General features: G+C 62.8%; 14 protein-coding genes and 1 pseudogene. 4 read left to right on the top strand and 11 right to left on the bottom strand.

The genetic code is table 11. From position 1 onward, the window contains the following. Positions 1–45: 45 nt before the first annotated feature. From AC3WK8_RS00390 to AC3WK8_RS00370, 5 genes are all read right to left on the bottom strand, one after another. Positions 46–426: a RidA family protein gene (locus tag AC3WK8_RS00390; RefSeq protein WP_003176922.1), complete on the bottom strand. Its 381-nt coding sequence runs from the start codon at positions 424–426 to the stop codon at positions 46–48. Between the two features lie 36 nt (positions 427–462). Further along, complete coding sequence (gene spoT, locus AC3WK8_RS00385; protein WP_022641846.1) at positions 463–2,568, bottom strand: bifunctional GTP diphosphokinase/guanosine-3',5'-bis pyrophosphate 3'-pyrophosphohydrolase; 2,106 nt, start codon at positions 2,566–2,568, stop codon at positions 463–465. 57 nt (positions 2,569–2,625) lie between these two features. Next, the gene (gene rpoZ, locus AC3WK8_RS00380) at positions 2,626–2,889 is read right to left on the bottom strand and encodes a DNA-directed RNA polymerase subunit omega (protein ID WP_007921129.1); all 264 of its coding nucleotides are present in this window, start codon (positions 2,887–2,889) and stop codon (positions 2,626–2,628) included. A 169-nt stretch (positions 2,890–3,058) separates the two neighbouring features. Continuing rightward, positions 3,059–3,679, bottom strand: coding sequence for a guanylate kinase (gene gmk, locus AC3WK8_RS00375; protein ID WP_022641844.1), 621 nt, complete (start codon positions 3,677–3,679; stop codon positions 3,059–3,061). A gap of 10 nt (positions 3,680–3,689) precedes the next feature. After that, on the bottom strand, positions 3,690–4,553 hold the full coding sequence (locus AC3WK8_RS00370) for a YicC/YloC family endoribonuclease (RefSeq protein WP_022641843.1): 864 nt from the start codon (positions 4,551–4,553) through the stop codon (positions 3,690–3,692). A gap of 256 nt (positions 4,554–4,809) precedes the next feature. Here AC3WK8_RS00370 and rph point away from each other — a divergent pair, with 256 nt between their 5' ends. Beyond that, the gene (gene rph / locus AC3WK8_RS00365) at positions 4,810–5,532 is read left to right on the top strand and encodes a ribonuclease PH (protein WP_022641842.1); all 723 of its coding nucleotides are present in this window, start codon (positions 4,810–4,812) and stop codon (positions 5,530–5,532) included. A 28-nt stretch (positions 5,533–5,560) separates the two neighbouring features. Then, complete coding sequence (locus AC3WK8_RS00360) at positions 5,561–5,929, top strand: DUF4870 domain-containing protein (protein ID WP_085594216.1); 369 nt, start codon at positions 5,561–5,563, stop codon at positions 5,927–5,929. Positions 5,930–5,991: 62 nt separating this feature from the next. Here the strand turns inward: AC3WK8_RS00360 and crc are convergent, their stop codons facing one another. Beyond that, positions 5,992–6,771: a catabolite repression control protein Crc gene (gene crc, locus AC3WK8_RS00355; RefSeq protein WP_011064227.1), complete on the bottom strand. Its 780-nt coding sequence runs from the start codon at positions 6,769–6,771 to the stop codon at positions 5,992–5,994. 81 nt (positions 6,772–6,852) lie between these two features. On the opposite strand from crc, the gene pyrE reads away from it, so the two are divergent. Then, complete coding sequence (pyrE, locus tag AC3WK8_RS00350) at positions 6,853–7,497, top strand: orotate phosphoribosyltransferase (protein ID WP_022641841.1); 645 nt, start codon at positions 6,853–6,855, stop codon at positions 7,495–7,497. Positions 7,498–7,630: 133 nt separating this feature from the next. Here pyrE and argB read toward each other — a convergent pair whose 3' ends face one another. The 4 genes and pseudogenes from argB to coaBC all read right to left on the bottom strand — a co-directional run bounded on the left by argB (position 7,631) and on the right by coaBC (position 11,889). Continuing rightward, entirely contained in the window at positions 7,631–8,536 is a 906-nt protein-coding gene (gene argB, locus AC3WK8_RS00345) for an acetylglutamate kinase (RefSeq protein WP_085594219.1), read from the bottom strand. 24 nt (positions 8,537–8,560) lie between these two features. Further along, positions 8,561–9,961, bottom strand: a pseudogene (locus AC3WK8_RS00340) (phosphomannomutase/phosphoglucomutase); the annotation flags it as partial. A gap of 258 nt (positions 9,962–10,219) precedes the next feature. Further along, a complete protein-coding gene (dut, locus tag AC3WK8_RS00335) occupies positions 10,220–10,675 on the bottom strand; it encodes a dUTP diphosphatase (RefSeq protein ID WP_022641837.1) in 456 nt (151 codons plus the stop codon). 5 nt (positions 10,676–10,680) lie between these two features. Next, positions 10,681–11,889 (bottom strand): bifunctional phosphopantothenoylcysteine decarboxylase/phosphopantothenate--cysteine ligase CoaBC, encoded by a 1,209-nt coding sequence (gene coaBC, locus AC3WK8_RS00330; RefSeq protein ID WP_022641836.1) that lies wholly within the window; start codon positions 11,887–11,889, stop codon positions 10,681–10,683. A 132-nt stretch (positions 11,890–12,021) separates the two neighbouring features. Between coaBC and radC the strand changes: the two genes are divergently transcribed. Continuing rightward, the gene (radC, locus tag AC3WK8_RS00325; RefSeq protein ID WP_053133645.1) at positions 12,022–12,696 is read left to right on the top strand and encodes a RadC family protein; all 675 of its coding nucleotides are present in this window, start codon (positions 12,022–12,024) and stop codon (positions 12,694–12,696) included. A gap of 51 nt (positions 12,697–12,747) precedes the next feature. Here radC and AC3WK8_RS00320 read toward each other — a convergent pair whose 3' ends face one another. Next, the gene (locus AC3WK8_RS00320) at positions 12,748–14,331 is read right to left on the bottom strand and encodes an ABC transporter substrate-binding protein (RefSeq protein WP_085594223.1); all 1,584 of its coding nucleotides are present in this window, start codon (positions 14,329–14,331) and stop codon (positions 12,748–12,750) included. Positions 14,332–14,640 lie beyond the last annotated feature (309 nt).

The raw sequence follows: 14,640 nt of genomic DNA, 5'->3' as shown, positions 1-14,640 counted from the left end.
AACCCCCCCCCCCCGCCCGCGCCCCCCCCCCCCCCCCCGAGGGTGTCACTCGATGACCAGAATGGCATCCATTTCGACCTGCGCGCCCTTTGGCAGGGCGGCCACGCCGATGGCGGCGCGAGCTGGGTAGGGCTGTTCGAAGTACTTGCCCATGATCTCGTTGACCTTGGCGAAGTGGCTCAGGTCGGTGAGGAAGATGTTCAGCTTGACGATGTCCTTGAACGAACCACCAGCAGCCTCGGCGACCGACTTGAGGTTTTCGAACACCTGGACGGTCTGGGCTTCGAAGCCTTCGACCAGTTCCATGGTCTTTGGATCCAGCGGGATCTGGCCCGACATATAGACGGTGTTGCCAGCCTTGATCGCCTGGGAGTAGGTGCCGATGGCGGCCGGGGCCTTGTCGCTGGTAATAACGGTCTTGGTCATGAATGACTCCTTGTAATGGGCGGGCTTTGAGGCGGGTTAGGCACGCATGCGGGTGATGCGGATGACTCCGATCAGGGCGCGCAGTTTCTTGATCACGCGGGCCAGGTGCACGCGATCGTGCACGCTGACCACCAGTTGGACCACGCTGATGCGGCCATCGCGTTCGTCCATGCTGATTTTCTCGATGTTGCCGTCGGCGGCGTTGACGCTACTGGCCAGCAGGGCGATCAGGCCACGCTGGTGCTCCAGCTCGACGCGCAGTTCGACGTTGAACTCGCCGGTGACATCCTTGGCCCAGGAAAGCTGGATGCATTTTTCCGGGTTGTGGCGGATTTCACTGATGTTGCGGCAGTTTTCCAGGTGCACCACCATTCCCTTGCCGGCCGACAGGTGGCCGACGATGGGGTCGCCCGGGATCGGTGTGCAGCATTTGGCATAGCTCAGGACCAGGCCTTCGGTGCCGCGGATGGCCAGTGGGCCCTCTGGGCTCGGCAACTGTTCGCCCTCGCCCAGCAGGCGGCGGGCCACGACGTAGGCCATGCGGTTGCCCAGGCCGATGTCTTCCAGCAGGTCTTCGATCAGTTCCAGGCGGTACTCGTGGAGGATCGCCTGGATCCGCTCGGCCGGGATTTTCTCCAGGGCGCTGTCGAAGCCGTTGAGCACCTTGTTCAGCAGGCGTTCACCGAGGCTGATGGACTCGGAGCGACGTTGCAGCTTGAGGGCATGGCGGATGTGGGTGCGGGCCTTGCCAGTGACCACGAAGTTGAGCCAGGCCGGGTTCGGCCGGGCGCCCGGGGCACTGACGATTTCCACGGTCGAGCCACTTTGCAGCGGTTCGGACAGTGGCGCCAGGCGGCGATTGATGCGGCAGGCGATGCAGCTGTTGCCCACGTCCGTGTGCACCGCGTAGGCGAAGTCGACTGCCGTGGAGCCCTTGGGCAGCTCCATGATCCGGCCCTTGGGCGTGAAGACGTAGACCTCGTCCGGGAACAGGTCGATCTTCACGCTTTCGATGAATTCCAGGGAGTTGCCGGCCCGTTGCTGCATCTCCAGGACGCCCTTGACCCATTGGCGGGCGCGGGCGTGGGTGCCCTTGGGCTGCTCGTCGCCGCTGGACTTGTACAGCCAGTGGGCTGCGATGCCGTTGTTGGCCATCTCTTCCATTTCGCGGGTGCGGATCTGGATCTCGATCGGAACCCCGTGCATGCCGAACAGCGTGGTATGCAGCGACTGGTAGCCGTTGGCCTTGGGAATGGCGATGTAGTCCTTGAAGCGCCCGGGCAGCGGCTTGTACAGGTTGTGTACGGCGCCGAGCACGCGATAGCAGGTATCGACCTTGTCGACGATGATCCGGAACGCGTAGACATCCATGATCTCGTTGAAGGCCCGGCGCTTGCCGCGCATTTTCTTGTAGATACCGTAGAGGTGCTTCTGGCGGCCGCTGACTTCGCCCTGGATGCCGTCGATGGCCAGGCAGTGGCCCAGGGACTCTTCGATCTTGTTGACGATTTCCTTGCGGTTGCCCCGGGCGCGCTTGACCGCCTGGTAGATCCGCGCGGAGCGCATCGGGTGCATGGCCTTGAAGCCCAGGTCCTCGAACTCGATGCGCACGGTATGCATGCCCAGGCGGTTGGCAATGGGTGCGTAGATTTCCAGGGTTTCCTTGGCGATCCGCCGGCGTTTCTCGCCGGACAGCACTTCCAGGGTGCGCATGTTGTGCAGGCGGTCGGCCAGCTTGACCAGGATCACGCGGATATCGCGAGCCATGGCCATGGCCATCTTCTGGAAGTTCTCGGCCTGGGCTTCGGCCTTGGTCTCGAAGTTCATCTGGGTCAGTTTGCTGACCCCGTCGACCAATTCGGCCACGGTCTCGCCGAACTGGGCGCTGAGCGCTTCCTTGGCGATGCCGGTGTCTTCGATCACGTCATGCAGCATCGCGGCCATCAGGCTCTGATGATCCATGTGCATGTCGGCAAGAATGTTCGCTACCGCCAGTGGGTGCGTGACGTACGCCTCGCCGCTGCGACGGCGTTGACCGTCATGGGCTTGTTCGGCGTAGAAATACGCTCGGCGGACCAGGTTCACCTGGTCCGTGCCGAGATAGGTCGATAAGCGATCGGCGAGGGCGTCTATGCTCGGCATGATGTCTCCTGCCGTAGGCTGTGATCCCGCGCCGTGCTACGTCGACCAGGCATAGGCTCAGACGGCCTCGTTGGACTCGTCCTCGAAAGCAGCGAAAAGCGGCTCGTCTTCAACGATCTCGGCTTCGGCGATGGCTGCATAGTCGATCAGGCCTTCAGCGATTTCGCGCAGGGCGACAACGGTAGGCTTGTCGTTTTCCCATGCTACTTTCGGCTCTTTGCCGCCGGTGGCCAGCTGACGGGCACGCTTGGTAGAGAGCATGACCAGCTCAAAGCGGTTATCCACGTGTTCTAGGCAGTCTTCAACGGTTACGCGGGCCATGGTCTTCCTCGTAGCAAATGCGATAGGCGCGGTGCCCGGATGGGCGAGCGGACTCAACAGTTTAAAAAATCACCAGCGTTTAGGGAAGCGCTGATTTTTTGACCAAGCCCTTCAACGCGCTGCAAGCACCAATGTAAAGCGCTTGCAGCGGTTTTGGGAAGTGCTGTTTTCAACCCAGCAATTCAGCCAGCAATTTGCCGAAACGCTGTTGCTGGCGCTTCTGCTGCAGCTGGTTGGTGCGGAAAATCGCTTTCAGGTCGTCCAGGGCATGGGCGAAGTCGTCGTTGATGATCAGGTAGTCGTAGTCGACGTAGTGGCTCATCTCGCTGACCGCTTCACGCATCCGGCCTTCGATGATCTCGTCGCTGTCCTGGCCGCGATTGGTCAGGCGCTGGCGCAAGGCTTGCTGGGATGGCGGCAGGATGAAGATCGAGCGGGCCTGGGGCATCAGCTTGCGCACCTGCTCGGCGCCTTGCCAGTCGATTTCCAGGATCAGGTCGTGGCCTTCGTCCAGGGTTTGCTGCAGATGGCTCTGGGAGGTCCCGTAGAGGTTGCCGAAGACCTCGGCGCGCTCGAGGAAGTCGCCGTGCTCGATCATCCGCACGAACTCTTCGCGCTCGACGAAGTGGTAGTTCACCCCGTTGGTCTCGCCCGGGCGCATGGCGCGGGTAGTGTGGGAGATCGAGACGCGGATGCTGGCATCGGCGTCGATCAGGGCCTTGACCAGGCTGGTCTTGCCCGCGCCCGAGGGGGCGGAAATGATGTACAGGGTGCCGGTGCTGTGGGTCATGTCAGTTGCCTTACTCAATGTTCTGCACTTGTTCGCGCATCTGCTCGATCAACACCTTGAGGTTGACCGCAGCCTGGGTGCTGCGCGGGTCGAAGGCCTTGGAGCCCAGTGTGTTGGCTTCGCGATTGAGCTCCTGCATCAGGAAGTCCAGGCGCCGGCCGGCGGCGCCGCCGGACTTGAGTACACGGCGAACTTCGATGATGTGCGTGCTCAGGCGATCCAGTTCTTCGGCGACGTCGCTCTTCTGCGCCAGCAGGACCATCTCCTGCTCGAGACGAGTCGGGTCCAGCTCGGCTTGCATGTCGGCGAAGCGATCGAGGATCTTCTGCCGCTGCGTCGCGAGCATCTGTGGAACCAGTTCGCGCAGGGTCGCCACGTCTTCTTCTATAGAGGACAGGCGCTCGTTGATCAGCCGGGCCAGCTCGGCGCCTTCGCGCTCGCGGCCATTCTTCAATTCCTTCAGGCCTTGGTTGAACAGCGCCAGGGCGTCGTTGTTCAGGGCCTGCGGGTCGTTGGCATCCGCGACCAGGACTCCGGGCCAGGCCAGGACTTCCAGGGGGTTGAGCGCGGCTGGTTGCTTGATCAGGCCGGCAACGGACTCGGCGGCGGCCACCAGCTGCGCGGCGCGCTCGCGGTCGACCTGCAGCGGCTTGCCGGTGGTTTCCTCGGTGAAGCGCAGGGTGCACTCGACCTTGCCTCGCGACAAGCCCTGGCGCAGGGCCTCGCGGACCGCGCCTTCCAGGTCGCGAAAGGCTTCAGGCAGGCGCAGGTGCGGTTCCAGGTAGCGACTGTTGACCGAGCGCAATTCCCAGCTCAGGGTGCCTTGGGTGCCGGCCCGTTCTACCCGGGCGAAGGCGGTCATGCTGTGCACCATGGAGGTCCCTCCGATTCAGCGCCGGCGCCAACCATGAATGGATTGGGTGGGCTGATAGTGATGAATTAAAGCCGACAGGCTGCGAAGGCGCAGGATTGTAGCGCAGTGCGGTGGGAGCCCCCAAACCCTGGCGTGGGCTCATAGTGACAGGGCTTTGCCGGGGCAAATTGACCTTTGGCGGTTTTTGGTCTGCCCTGGCGCGGTCGCGGGCCTTATAATGTTCGGCAGTTTTCCGTCCTCGTACAGGTGTTCCTCTATGAAACGTCCAAGTGGTCGCGCTGCCGATCAGCTTCGCTCGATCCGCATCACCCGCAACTACACCAAACACGCCGAGGGATCCGTACTGGTCGAGTTTGGCGATACCAAAGTGATCTGCACGGTCAGCGTCGAGAACGGCGTGCCGCGCTTCCTCAAGGGCCAGGGCCAGGGTTGGCTGACCGCCGAATACGGCATGCTGCCGCGCTCCACCGGTGAACGTAACCAGCGTGAAGCCAGCCGTGGCAAGCAGGGCGGCCGGACCCTGGAGATCCAGCGCTTGATCGGCCGTTCGCTGCGTGCTGCGCTGGACATGTCCAAGCTTGGCGACATCACCTTGTATGTCGATTGCGATGTGATCCAGGCCGATGGCGGTACCCGTACCGCATCCATCACTGGCGCCATGGTGGCCCTGGTGGACGCCCTGAAAGTGATCAAGAAGCGTGGTGGCCTCAAGGGCGGTGACCCGCTCAAGCAGATGATCGCCGCGGTCTCGGTGGGCATGTACCAGGGCGAGCCGGTGCTGGACTTGGACTATCTTGAAGATTCGGCGGCTGAAACCGACCTCAACGTGGTGATGACCAGCACGGGTGGTTTCATCGAGGTCCAGGGCACTGCCGAAGGCGCGCCGTTCCAGCCGGCCGAACTGAATGCGATGCTGGCCTTGGCCCAGCAGGGCATGACCGAGATCTTCCAACTGCAACAGGCCGCCCTCGCCGATTGATCCAGGCGGCCATGGCAAGGAGAGCGTTATGAGTGATGAGCAACTTCCGCTGCCTACGCCGAGCCATGAGGTTCGGCAATGGGCGATGTTCTGTCACCTGTCTGCCTTGCTGGGGCTATGGATTCCGTTCGGTACGCTGATCGGGCCGCTGATCCTCTGGCAGATGAAGCGCGAGACCGACCCCTTCATCGACGCCCAGGGCAAGGAGGCGTTGAACTTCCAGTTGACGGTCGCCATAGCCTCGGCGGTGTGCTTCCTGCTGATGTTCGTGCTGATCGGCTTCGTCCTGTTCGGCCTGCTGGCGTTGGGCGCCCTGGTGCTGACCATCATCGGCGGCGTCAAGGCCGGGGAGGGCGTGCCTTATCGGTATCCCTTCACCTGGCGGCTGGTCAAGTAGATCGAGCGAGCACAAAAAAGCCGACACTGATGTCGGCTTTTTTGTGGGGTATGCAAGGACGCTTAGATGGTCAGCGTCCAGTCATAGTCCACGATCAGCGGTGCGTGCTGCGAGAAGCGCGGCTGGCGCGGCAGGCGCGCGCTACGCACGAAGCGCCGCAGGCCGGGAGTCAGCAGCTGGTAGTCGAAGCGCCAGCCCAGGTTGAGCATCTCGGCCTGCTCGTTGTCCGGCCACCAGCTGTACTGGTCGCCTTCACGGCTGACTTCGCGCAGGGCGTCGACATAACCCATATTCCCGATGATCTCGTCCATCCAGGCGCGTTCGGGCGCCAGGAAGCCCGGAGACTGCTGGCTGTCACGCCAGTTCTTGATGTCCAGCTTCTGTTGCGCCACGTACAACGAGCCACAGTAGATGTACTCGCGCCGCTTGCGCCGCTGCTTGTCCAGGTAACGGGCGAAGTCGTCCATTAACTTGAACTTCTGGTTCAAGTCTTCATCGCCGTTCTGCCCTGATGGAAGCAGCAAGGTCGCGATGCTGACCTTGTCGAAATCGGCTTGCAGGTAGCGCCCGTAACGATCGGCTGTTTCAAAGCCGAGGCCGCTGATGACCGCCTTCGGCTGCAACCGCGAGTACAAAGCCACGCCACCTTGGGCGGGAACTTCAGCATCGCAGGCATAAAGGAAGTAGCCGTCCAGTTGGAAGGCTGGGTCGTCCAGTTCAAAGGCGGAGGCGCGGGTGTCCTGCAGGCAGATGACGTCGGCATTCTGTGCCTGCAGCCAACTGAGCAAACCGCGCTCGACTGCAGCCTGAATACCATTGACGTTCACACTGATGATCCGCATAAATGGCCCCAAAAATCACGTGCGTGTATGATACCCGAGCTCTACCTAATTAGCTAAATCCGTGGTATCTGGGGTTTTTTCATGCAGGCGTATCAGCGCGATTTCATTCGTTTTGCCATCGATCGCGGGGTTTTGCGCTTCGGTGAGTTCACCCTGAAGTCCGGGCGTACCAGCCCCTACTTCTTCAATGCCGGCCTGTTCAACAGCGGCACGGCCCTGGCCCAGCTGGGGCGTTTCTATGCTGCGGCGATCGTCGACAGCGGCATTTCCTTCGATGTGCTGTTCGGGCCGGCCTACAAGGGCATTCCCCTGGCAGCGGCGACCGCAGTCGCCCTGGCCGAGCATCACCAGCGCGACCTGCCCTGGTGCTTCAACCGCAAGGAAGCTAAGGCCCATGGCGAGGGTGGCAGCCTGGTGGGCGCGCCGTTGACCGGCGATGTACTGATCATCGATGACGTGATCACTGCCGGTACGGCCATTCGTGAAGTGATGCAGATCATCGGCTCCCAGGACGGCGCCAGGGCGGCCGGCGTACTGATCGCCCTGAACCGCCAGGAGCGCGGTAACGGCGAGCTGTCGGCGATCCAGGAAGTCGAGCGCGACTTCGGCATCCCGGTGGTAAGCATCGTCTCGCTGAACCAGGTCCTGGAGTTCCTGGCGGACGATCCGCAGCTCAAGCAGCACCTGCCGGCGGTGGAAGCCTATCGCGCGCAATTCGGCGTCTGAGTATTGCTGCGAGGCCTGCCCGTGATAGCGGCCTGCCTGGTGCGCCGATATCGCGGACAAGCTCAGCTCCTGCAGAAGACGCAAAAAAAGACCCCGCCAGGCAAAGCCCGGCGGGGTCTTTTTCATTGCTGCTTCAAGGGCGCTTGCGATTGCTGATCAAGGTGCCCACGCCGGTGTCGGTGAAGATCTCCAGCAGGATCGCGTTGGGCACGCGACCATCGATGATCAGCGAGCTGCCCACGCCGCCCTGTACCGCTTCCAGGGCGCAGCGGATCTTCGGCAGCATGCCGCCGTAGATGGTGCCGTCGGCGATCAGCTCGTCCACTTGCTGGGTGCTCAGGCCGGTCAAGACCTTGCCCGACTTGTCCATCAGGCCGGCGATGTTGGTCAGCAGCATCAGCTTCTCGGCTTTCAGGGCCTCGGCCACCTTGCCAGCCACCAGGTCGGCGTTGATATTGTAGGACTCGCCATTGGCACCCACGCCGATCGGTGCGATCACCGGGATGAAATCACCCTTGACCAGCAGGTTCAGCAGGTCGGTATTGATGCCTTCCACTTCGCCCACATGGCCGATGTCGATGATTTCCGGGGTGGTCATTTCCGGCGTCTGGCGGGTCACGGTGAGCTTCCTGGCCCGGATCAGCTCGGCATCCTTGCCGGTCAGGCCGATGGCGCTGCCGCCATGGCGGTTGATCAGGTTGACGATGTCCTTGTTCACCTGGCCACCGAGGACCATCTCCACCACGTCCATGGTCTGCGCATCGGTCACGCGCATGCCATCGACGAAGTGGCTTTCGATCGACAGGCGCTTGAGCAGGTCGCCGATTTGCGGTCCACCGCCGTGTACTACCACCGGGTTTATCCCTACAGCCTTCATCAACACGATGTCGCGGGCGAAGCCGGTTTTCAGCTCCTCGCTTTCCATAGCGTTGCCGCCGTACTTGATCACCAGGGTCTTGCCGACATAACGGCGGATATAAGGCAGCGCTTCGGATAGGACCTTGGCGGTATTGGCGGCGGCGTCGCGTTCGATGGTCATTCAGGGCTCCGGTGCTTCAAACAATCAAAACGGTAGTTGGAGATCAGGTGCAACACGTTTCAGTTGGACATGGAACACGTCCTTAATCCGCTGCAGTTCGGCTGCATTGTCAGCCTCGAAGCGCAGTACCAGCACAGGGGTGGTATTGGAGGCGCGAACCAGTCCCCAGCCCTTGGCATAGTCGACTCGCACCCCGTCAATGGTGGTCAGGTTGGCACCCTCGCCCCACTGTGCGTCGTGCAAGGCATCAATGATGCTGAATTTGCTCTCTTCGGTCACATGGATATTGATTTCCGGCGTGGAAATATCGTTCGGGAAGGTGGCGAACAACTCTTCCGAAGTGGTTTTTTCCTGGCTGAGGATCTCCAGCAGGCGTGCCGCGCTGTAGATGCCGTCATCGAAACCGAACCAGCGCTCCTTGAAGAACACGTGGCCGCTCATCTCGCCGGCCAGCAGGGCGCCGGTCTGCTTCATTTTCTTCTTGATCAACGAGTGACCGGTTTTCCACATTAGCGGACGGCCGCCATATTCCTTGATCAGTGGAACCAGGCGCCGGGTGCATTTGACGTCGAAGATGATTTCCGCGTCCGGGTTGCGCCCCACCACATCCTTGGCGAAGAGCATCAGCAGGCGATCGGGGAAGACGATGCTGCCGGTGTTGGTCACTACCCCGACCCGGTCGCCATCGCCGTCGAAGGCCAGGCCCAGGTCGGCCCCGGTTTCCTTGACCTTGGCGATCAGGTCCTCGAGGTTCTCGGGTTTGCCCGGGTCCGGGTGGTGGTTGGGGAAGTTGCCATCCACCTCGCAGAACAGCGGGATGACTTCGCAGTTCAGGGCCTCGATCAGTTGCGGGGCAATGACCCCGGCGGCGCCGTTGCCGCAATCGACCACCACCTTCATGCGACGGGCCAGCTTCACGTCCCGGGTGATCTCCTCGAGATAGCGCGGCAGGATATCGACCTTGGTGACACTGCCCTGGGCGCTGCTCAGGTTGTTGCTCTTGAGGCGCTCGTGCAGGGCCTGGATCTGTTCGTTGGCCAGGGTGTCGCCAGCGATGACGATCTTGAAGCCGTTGTAGTTCGACGGGTTGTGGCTGCCGGTGAGCATCACCCCGGATTTGCCAGCCAGTACGTTGGCTGCGTAGTACAAGGCCGGGGTCGGAACCAGGCCGACATCGCTGACGTGGCAGCCGCTGTCATGCAGGCCCTGGATCAGCTGAGCCACCAGTTCTGGTCCGGACAGGCGGCCGTCACGGCCGACGCAAACGTTGGGTTCGCCCTGGGCCAGGCTCTGGGAGCCGATGGCGCGGCCGATCCAGTAGGCGGTTTCGGCGTTCAGGGTTTCCGGTACAACGCCACGGATGTCGTAGGCGCGGAAGATGCTGTCGGGAAGTTTCGGGGCGACTTTGGCTGCGGTGCTCATCACTGAGGGTGCTCCATCTGAAGGGGGTGCGGTACGGCCGTGGAATGACAGGCCGGCAGGCTCAAACTGAAGGGTATGACGGCGTTTTCAGCATAGAGTTCGTACTGCGAAAGTGCCATCGGGGGGTTATGGCTGGTGTGCCATCAGCCTGAAGCCGGGGCGGTTGGGGCGGATTCGTCGGCGATGACCGACGATCGTTCATCCTGAAATTTCCCAGGTGAGATGATCGGGCCGGGCAGGGCGCCCGGCCCGCAGCCAGCCTCAATGGCTGCCGGAGTGGCCGAAACCGCCAGCTCCGCGCTGGCTCTCATCGAACGCCTCGACCACCTCGAAGTGGGCCTGGACCACAGGTACCAGCACCAGCTGGGCGATACGCTCGCCGACAGCGATGTTGAAGGCACTCTGGCCTCGGTTCCAGCAGGACACCATCAGTTCGCCCTGGTAGTCCGAGTCGATCAGGCCCACGAGGTTACCCAGCACGATGCCGTGTTTGTGGCCCAGGCCGGAGCGGGGCAGGATCAGGGCGGCCAGGCCCGGGTCGCCGATGTAGACCGACAGGCCAGTAGGGATCAGCAAGGTCTGGCCCGGCTCCAGTACGGTGTCTTCCTTGAGCATGGCGCGCAGGTCGAGGCCGGCGGAGCCTGGCGTGGCGTACTGCGGCAGGGGGAATTCGCTACCGATGCGTGGGTCGAGGATCTTGGCTTGTAAAGCGTGCATGCGAGTTAAACCTGGTTCAGCCGTTCGGCGATGAAGGAGATCAGCTGGCGGGCAATCTTGCCCTTGCTGGTCTGGGCGAAGAGGGTTGCGTGCAACTCTCGGTCAATCACGCTGCAGGCGTTTTCCTCGCTGTTGAAGCCAATGCTCGGGTTGGCCACGTCGTTGGCGACGATCAGGTCGAGGTTCTTGTCCTTCAGTTTGCGTGCAGCGTAGTCGAGCAGGTGTTCGGTCTCGGCGGCGAAGCCGACGCTGAATGGGCGGTCAGGACGGGTGGCGATGGTGGCCAGGATGTCCGGATTGCGCACCATTTGCAGCAGCAGGCCGTCACCGTTCGTAGGGTCTTTCTTTAATTTTTGTGGGGCAACGACTTCCGGGCGGTAATCCGCGACCGCCGCAGAGGCGATGAAAATGTCGCATGGAATGGCCGCCTCGCAGGCCGCCAGCATGTCGCGAGCGCTGACGACGTCGATCCGCGTGACTCGGTCGGGGGTTGGCAGGTGCACTGGTCCGGTGATCAGGGTGACCCGGGCGCCGGCTTCGACGGCGGCCTCGGCCAGGGCGAAGCCCATTTTCCCTGAGCTATGGTTGGTGATGTAGCGCACCGGGTCGATGTTTTCCTGGGTCGGCCCGGCGGTGATCAGTACATGCTTGCCGGTCAGGGCCTGGTGCTGGAAGCAGTCGGCGGCGCACAGTGCCAGGTCGTTGGCTTCGAGCATGCGGCCCAGGCCGACATCGCCGCAGGCCTGGCTGCCGGAGGCCGGGCCGAATACTCGCAGGCCGCGGCTCTGCAGGAGCTGGGTGTTGGCCTGGGTGGCAGGATCGCGCCACATGGCCTGGTTCATGGCCGGGGCGATGGCCACGGTGGCGTCGGTGGCCAGGACCAGGGTGGTCAGCAGGTCATCGGCGATGCCCTGGGCCAGGCGGGCGATCAGGTCGGCCGTGGCCGGGGCGATCAGCACCAGGTCGGCCCACTTGGCCAGCTCGATATGGCCCATGGCGGCTTCGGCCGCCGGGTCCAGCAGGTCGAGGTGGACCGGATGCCCGGAGAGGGCCTGGAGGGTCAGCGGGGTGATGAATTCACAGCCGCCCCGGGTCATGACCACGCGCACTTCGGCGCCCTGGTCGAGGAGTCGGCGAACCAGCTCCGCGCTCTTGTAGGCGGCAATGCCGCCACCGACGCCGAGCACGATGCGTTTGCGATACAGCCGCTGCATAGGCCTGTCTTTCCGTTCAGAGATTACTGCGTGGAGTTCCCCTCCCCAGGTGAAATACCACGCAAAAAAGAGGGGGGCTAAGATAGCACAGCGTCCGCCATGGAACAGCGGCGCCATGCACAGGGAGGTGTGATGAGCATTCGTGATTGGCCCGCGGCGGAGCGCCCGCGGGAACGGCTTCTGGAGCAGGGCGCGCTCAGCCTTTCCGATGCCGAGTTGCTGGCGATCTTCCTGCGTACCGGTATCGCCGGCAGGAGCGCGGTCGACCTGGCCCGGCTGCTGTTGCAGCGTTTTGGCAGCTTGCGCAGCCTGTTGGAGGCGGACCAGCTGACCTTTACCCGCCAGCCGGGGTTGGGACCGGCCAAATATGCGCAGTTGCAGGCCGTGCTGGAAATGGCCCGGCGCAACCTCGCGCAGGAGCTGCATCGGCACTCCGCGTTGGAAAACCCACTGGTGGTGCGCGATTACCTGAAGTCGATGCTGCGGCACGAACCCCATGAGGTGTTCGGCTGCCTGTTCCTGGACACCAAGCATCGGGTCCTGGCGTTCGAGATCCTGTTCCATGGCTCGATCGATAGCACCACGGTGCATCCGCGCCAGGTGATCAAGCGCACCCTGGCCCACAACGCCGCGGCGGTGATCCTCTGCCACAACCACCCGTCGGGCATTTCCGATCCCAGCCCTGCGGACCGGGTGGTCACCCGGCGCTTGCAGCAGGCATTGGAACTGATCGATGTCAGGGTGCTGGATCACTTCATCATCGGCGAGGGCGATCCGCTGTCGATGGCCGAGTACGGCTGGCTCTGAACCCGAGGCAAGCCCGCTACCCCGGGGCTTGCCATGGTGGGTAGGGGGAGGCTAGCGGAGGCTGACCTTGGAGTAGTCCTGGCGGCCGAAGGGGCTTACCTGGTAGCCCTGGACCTGCTTGCGAGCCAGGGCGAAGGCGGTCGGGTGGGCCAGGGGCAGCCATAGCGCCTGCTGCTGGATCTGGGTCTGGGCCTGCTGGTATAGCTTGCTGCGCACGCCTTGCTCGCTGGTGGTCTTGCCCGCGGTGATCAGCTTGTCCAGGTTCTGGTCGCAATAGCGGGCGAAGTTGGTCCCGGACTTGACCGCCGCGCAGGTGAACTGTGGCGAGAGGAAGTTATCCGGGTCGCCGTTGTCGCCGGCCCAGCCCATGAACAGCAGGTCGTGCTCGCCAGCCTTGGCCCGGCGGATCAGTTCGCCCCATTCGATCACGCGGATCTCCGCCTGGATCCCCACCTGGGCCAGGTCCGACTGGAGCATTTGTGCGCCCAGGCTCGGGTTGGGGTTGAGCAGGCTGCCGGAAGGGCGGGTCCAGATGGTGGTCTGGAAGCCGCTCTTGAGCCCGGCCTTGGCCAGGAGCTGGCGGGCTTTTTCAGGATCGAAGGCGTAGCCCGGCAGTTCCTTGGCGTAGCTCCAGGTGTTGGGCGGGTAGGGGCCATTGGCCGCTTCGGCAGTACCTTCGAAGACTGCCTTGAGGTAGTTGGCCTTGTCGAATGCCAGGTTGATCGCCTGGCGCACCTCGGGTTTATCCAGTGGCGGGTGCTGGCTGTTGATGGCGACGAAGGCGGTCATGAAGGCCGCGGTGTGCTCGACCTTCAGGGCTGGGTCGGCGCTGGCGGCCTGGACATCCAGGGGCTTGGGCGACAAGGCGATCTGGCATTCGTTGCGCCGCAGTTTCTGCAGGCGCACGTTGGCATCCGGAGTGATGGCGAAGATCAGCGTGTCCACTGCCGGCTTGCCGGCGAAGTAGTCGCGGTTGGCCTTGTAGCGGATCGCGGCGTCCTTCTGGAAGCGGCCGAAGATGAACGGCCCGCTGCCGATCGGTTGGCTGTTGAGCTTTTCCGGGGTGCCGGCCTTGAGCAGCTGGTCGGCGTATTCCGCGGAATAGATCGAGGCGAAACCCATGCTCAAGGTGGCGAGGAAGGTGGAGTCGGCATGGTCCAGGGTGAAGCGCACGGTCAGCGGGTCCAGGGCGTCGATCTTCCTGATCAGGCCGGGAAGCTGCAGGGACTGGGCGTGGGGGAAGCCGCTCTGGGCCACCTGGTGCCAGGGGTTGGCCGGGTCGAGCATGCGTTCGAAGCTGAACTTGACGTCCTCGGCGGTCATCTCGCGGCTGGGGCTGAAGTATTCGGTGCGGTGGAATTTCACCTTCGGATGCAGCTTGAACACATAGGTCAGCCCATCGGACGAAATCTCCCAGCTGTCGGCCAGGCTGGGGACCACCTTGCCGCTACTGGCATCGAACTCCACCAGGCGGTTCATCAATACGTCGGCGGAAGCGTTGGTGGTGGTCAGCGAGTTGTATTGCACCACGTCGAAGCCTTCCGGGCTGGCTTCGGTGCAGACGCTCAGCGCGGCGGCCTGGGCCAATGGGCTCAGGAGGGGGGCGAGCAGGAGCGGGAGGGCGGCAAGACGCATGGTCGGGTTCCTTGTGCAGATCGAAAGCCCATCTGCGAGTGCAGTCTGGAATTGCCTTACCCTAGTGACCTCGTGGGAAAATGACTATCCCTTTCGTACCGTCCAACTGCCACCTGGAGGCTGCCTGTGGGCCTGCGGGAGGGTTGCCCTGCAGCGTTGGCGGCGTCTGGAAAGTATTCAGCGACGAGTGGTCATTTTCTGCGGTAGCCTTTGCCGCAGGCGTCCGGCGCAAGAAAATCAGTACTTTTCATCATCCCGAGCGCAGCGGCTGTTGTTGCTATGGGGTCTTTCTGGTATAAAGCAGCGCTC

The sequence above is a fragment of the Pseudomonas sp. FW507-12TSA genome, from assembly GCF_058781435.1.
The sequence above is the reverse complement of the archived record's forward strand: the minus strand, read 5'-3'. Positions and strand labels throughout refer to the sequence as shown.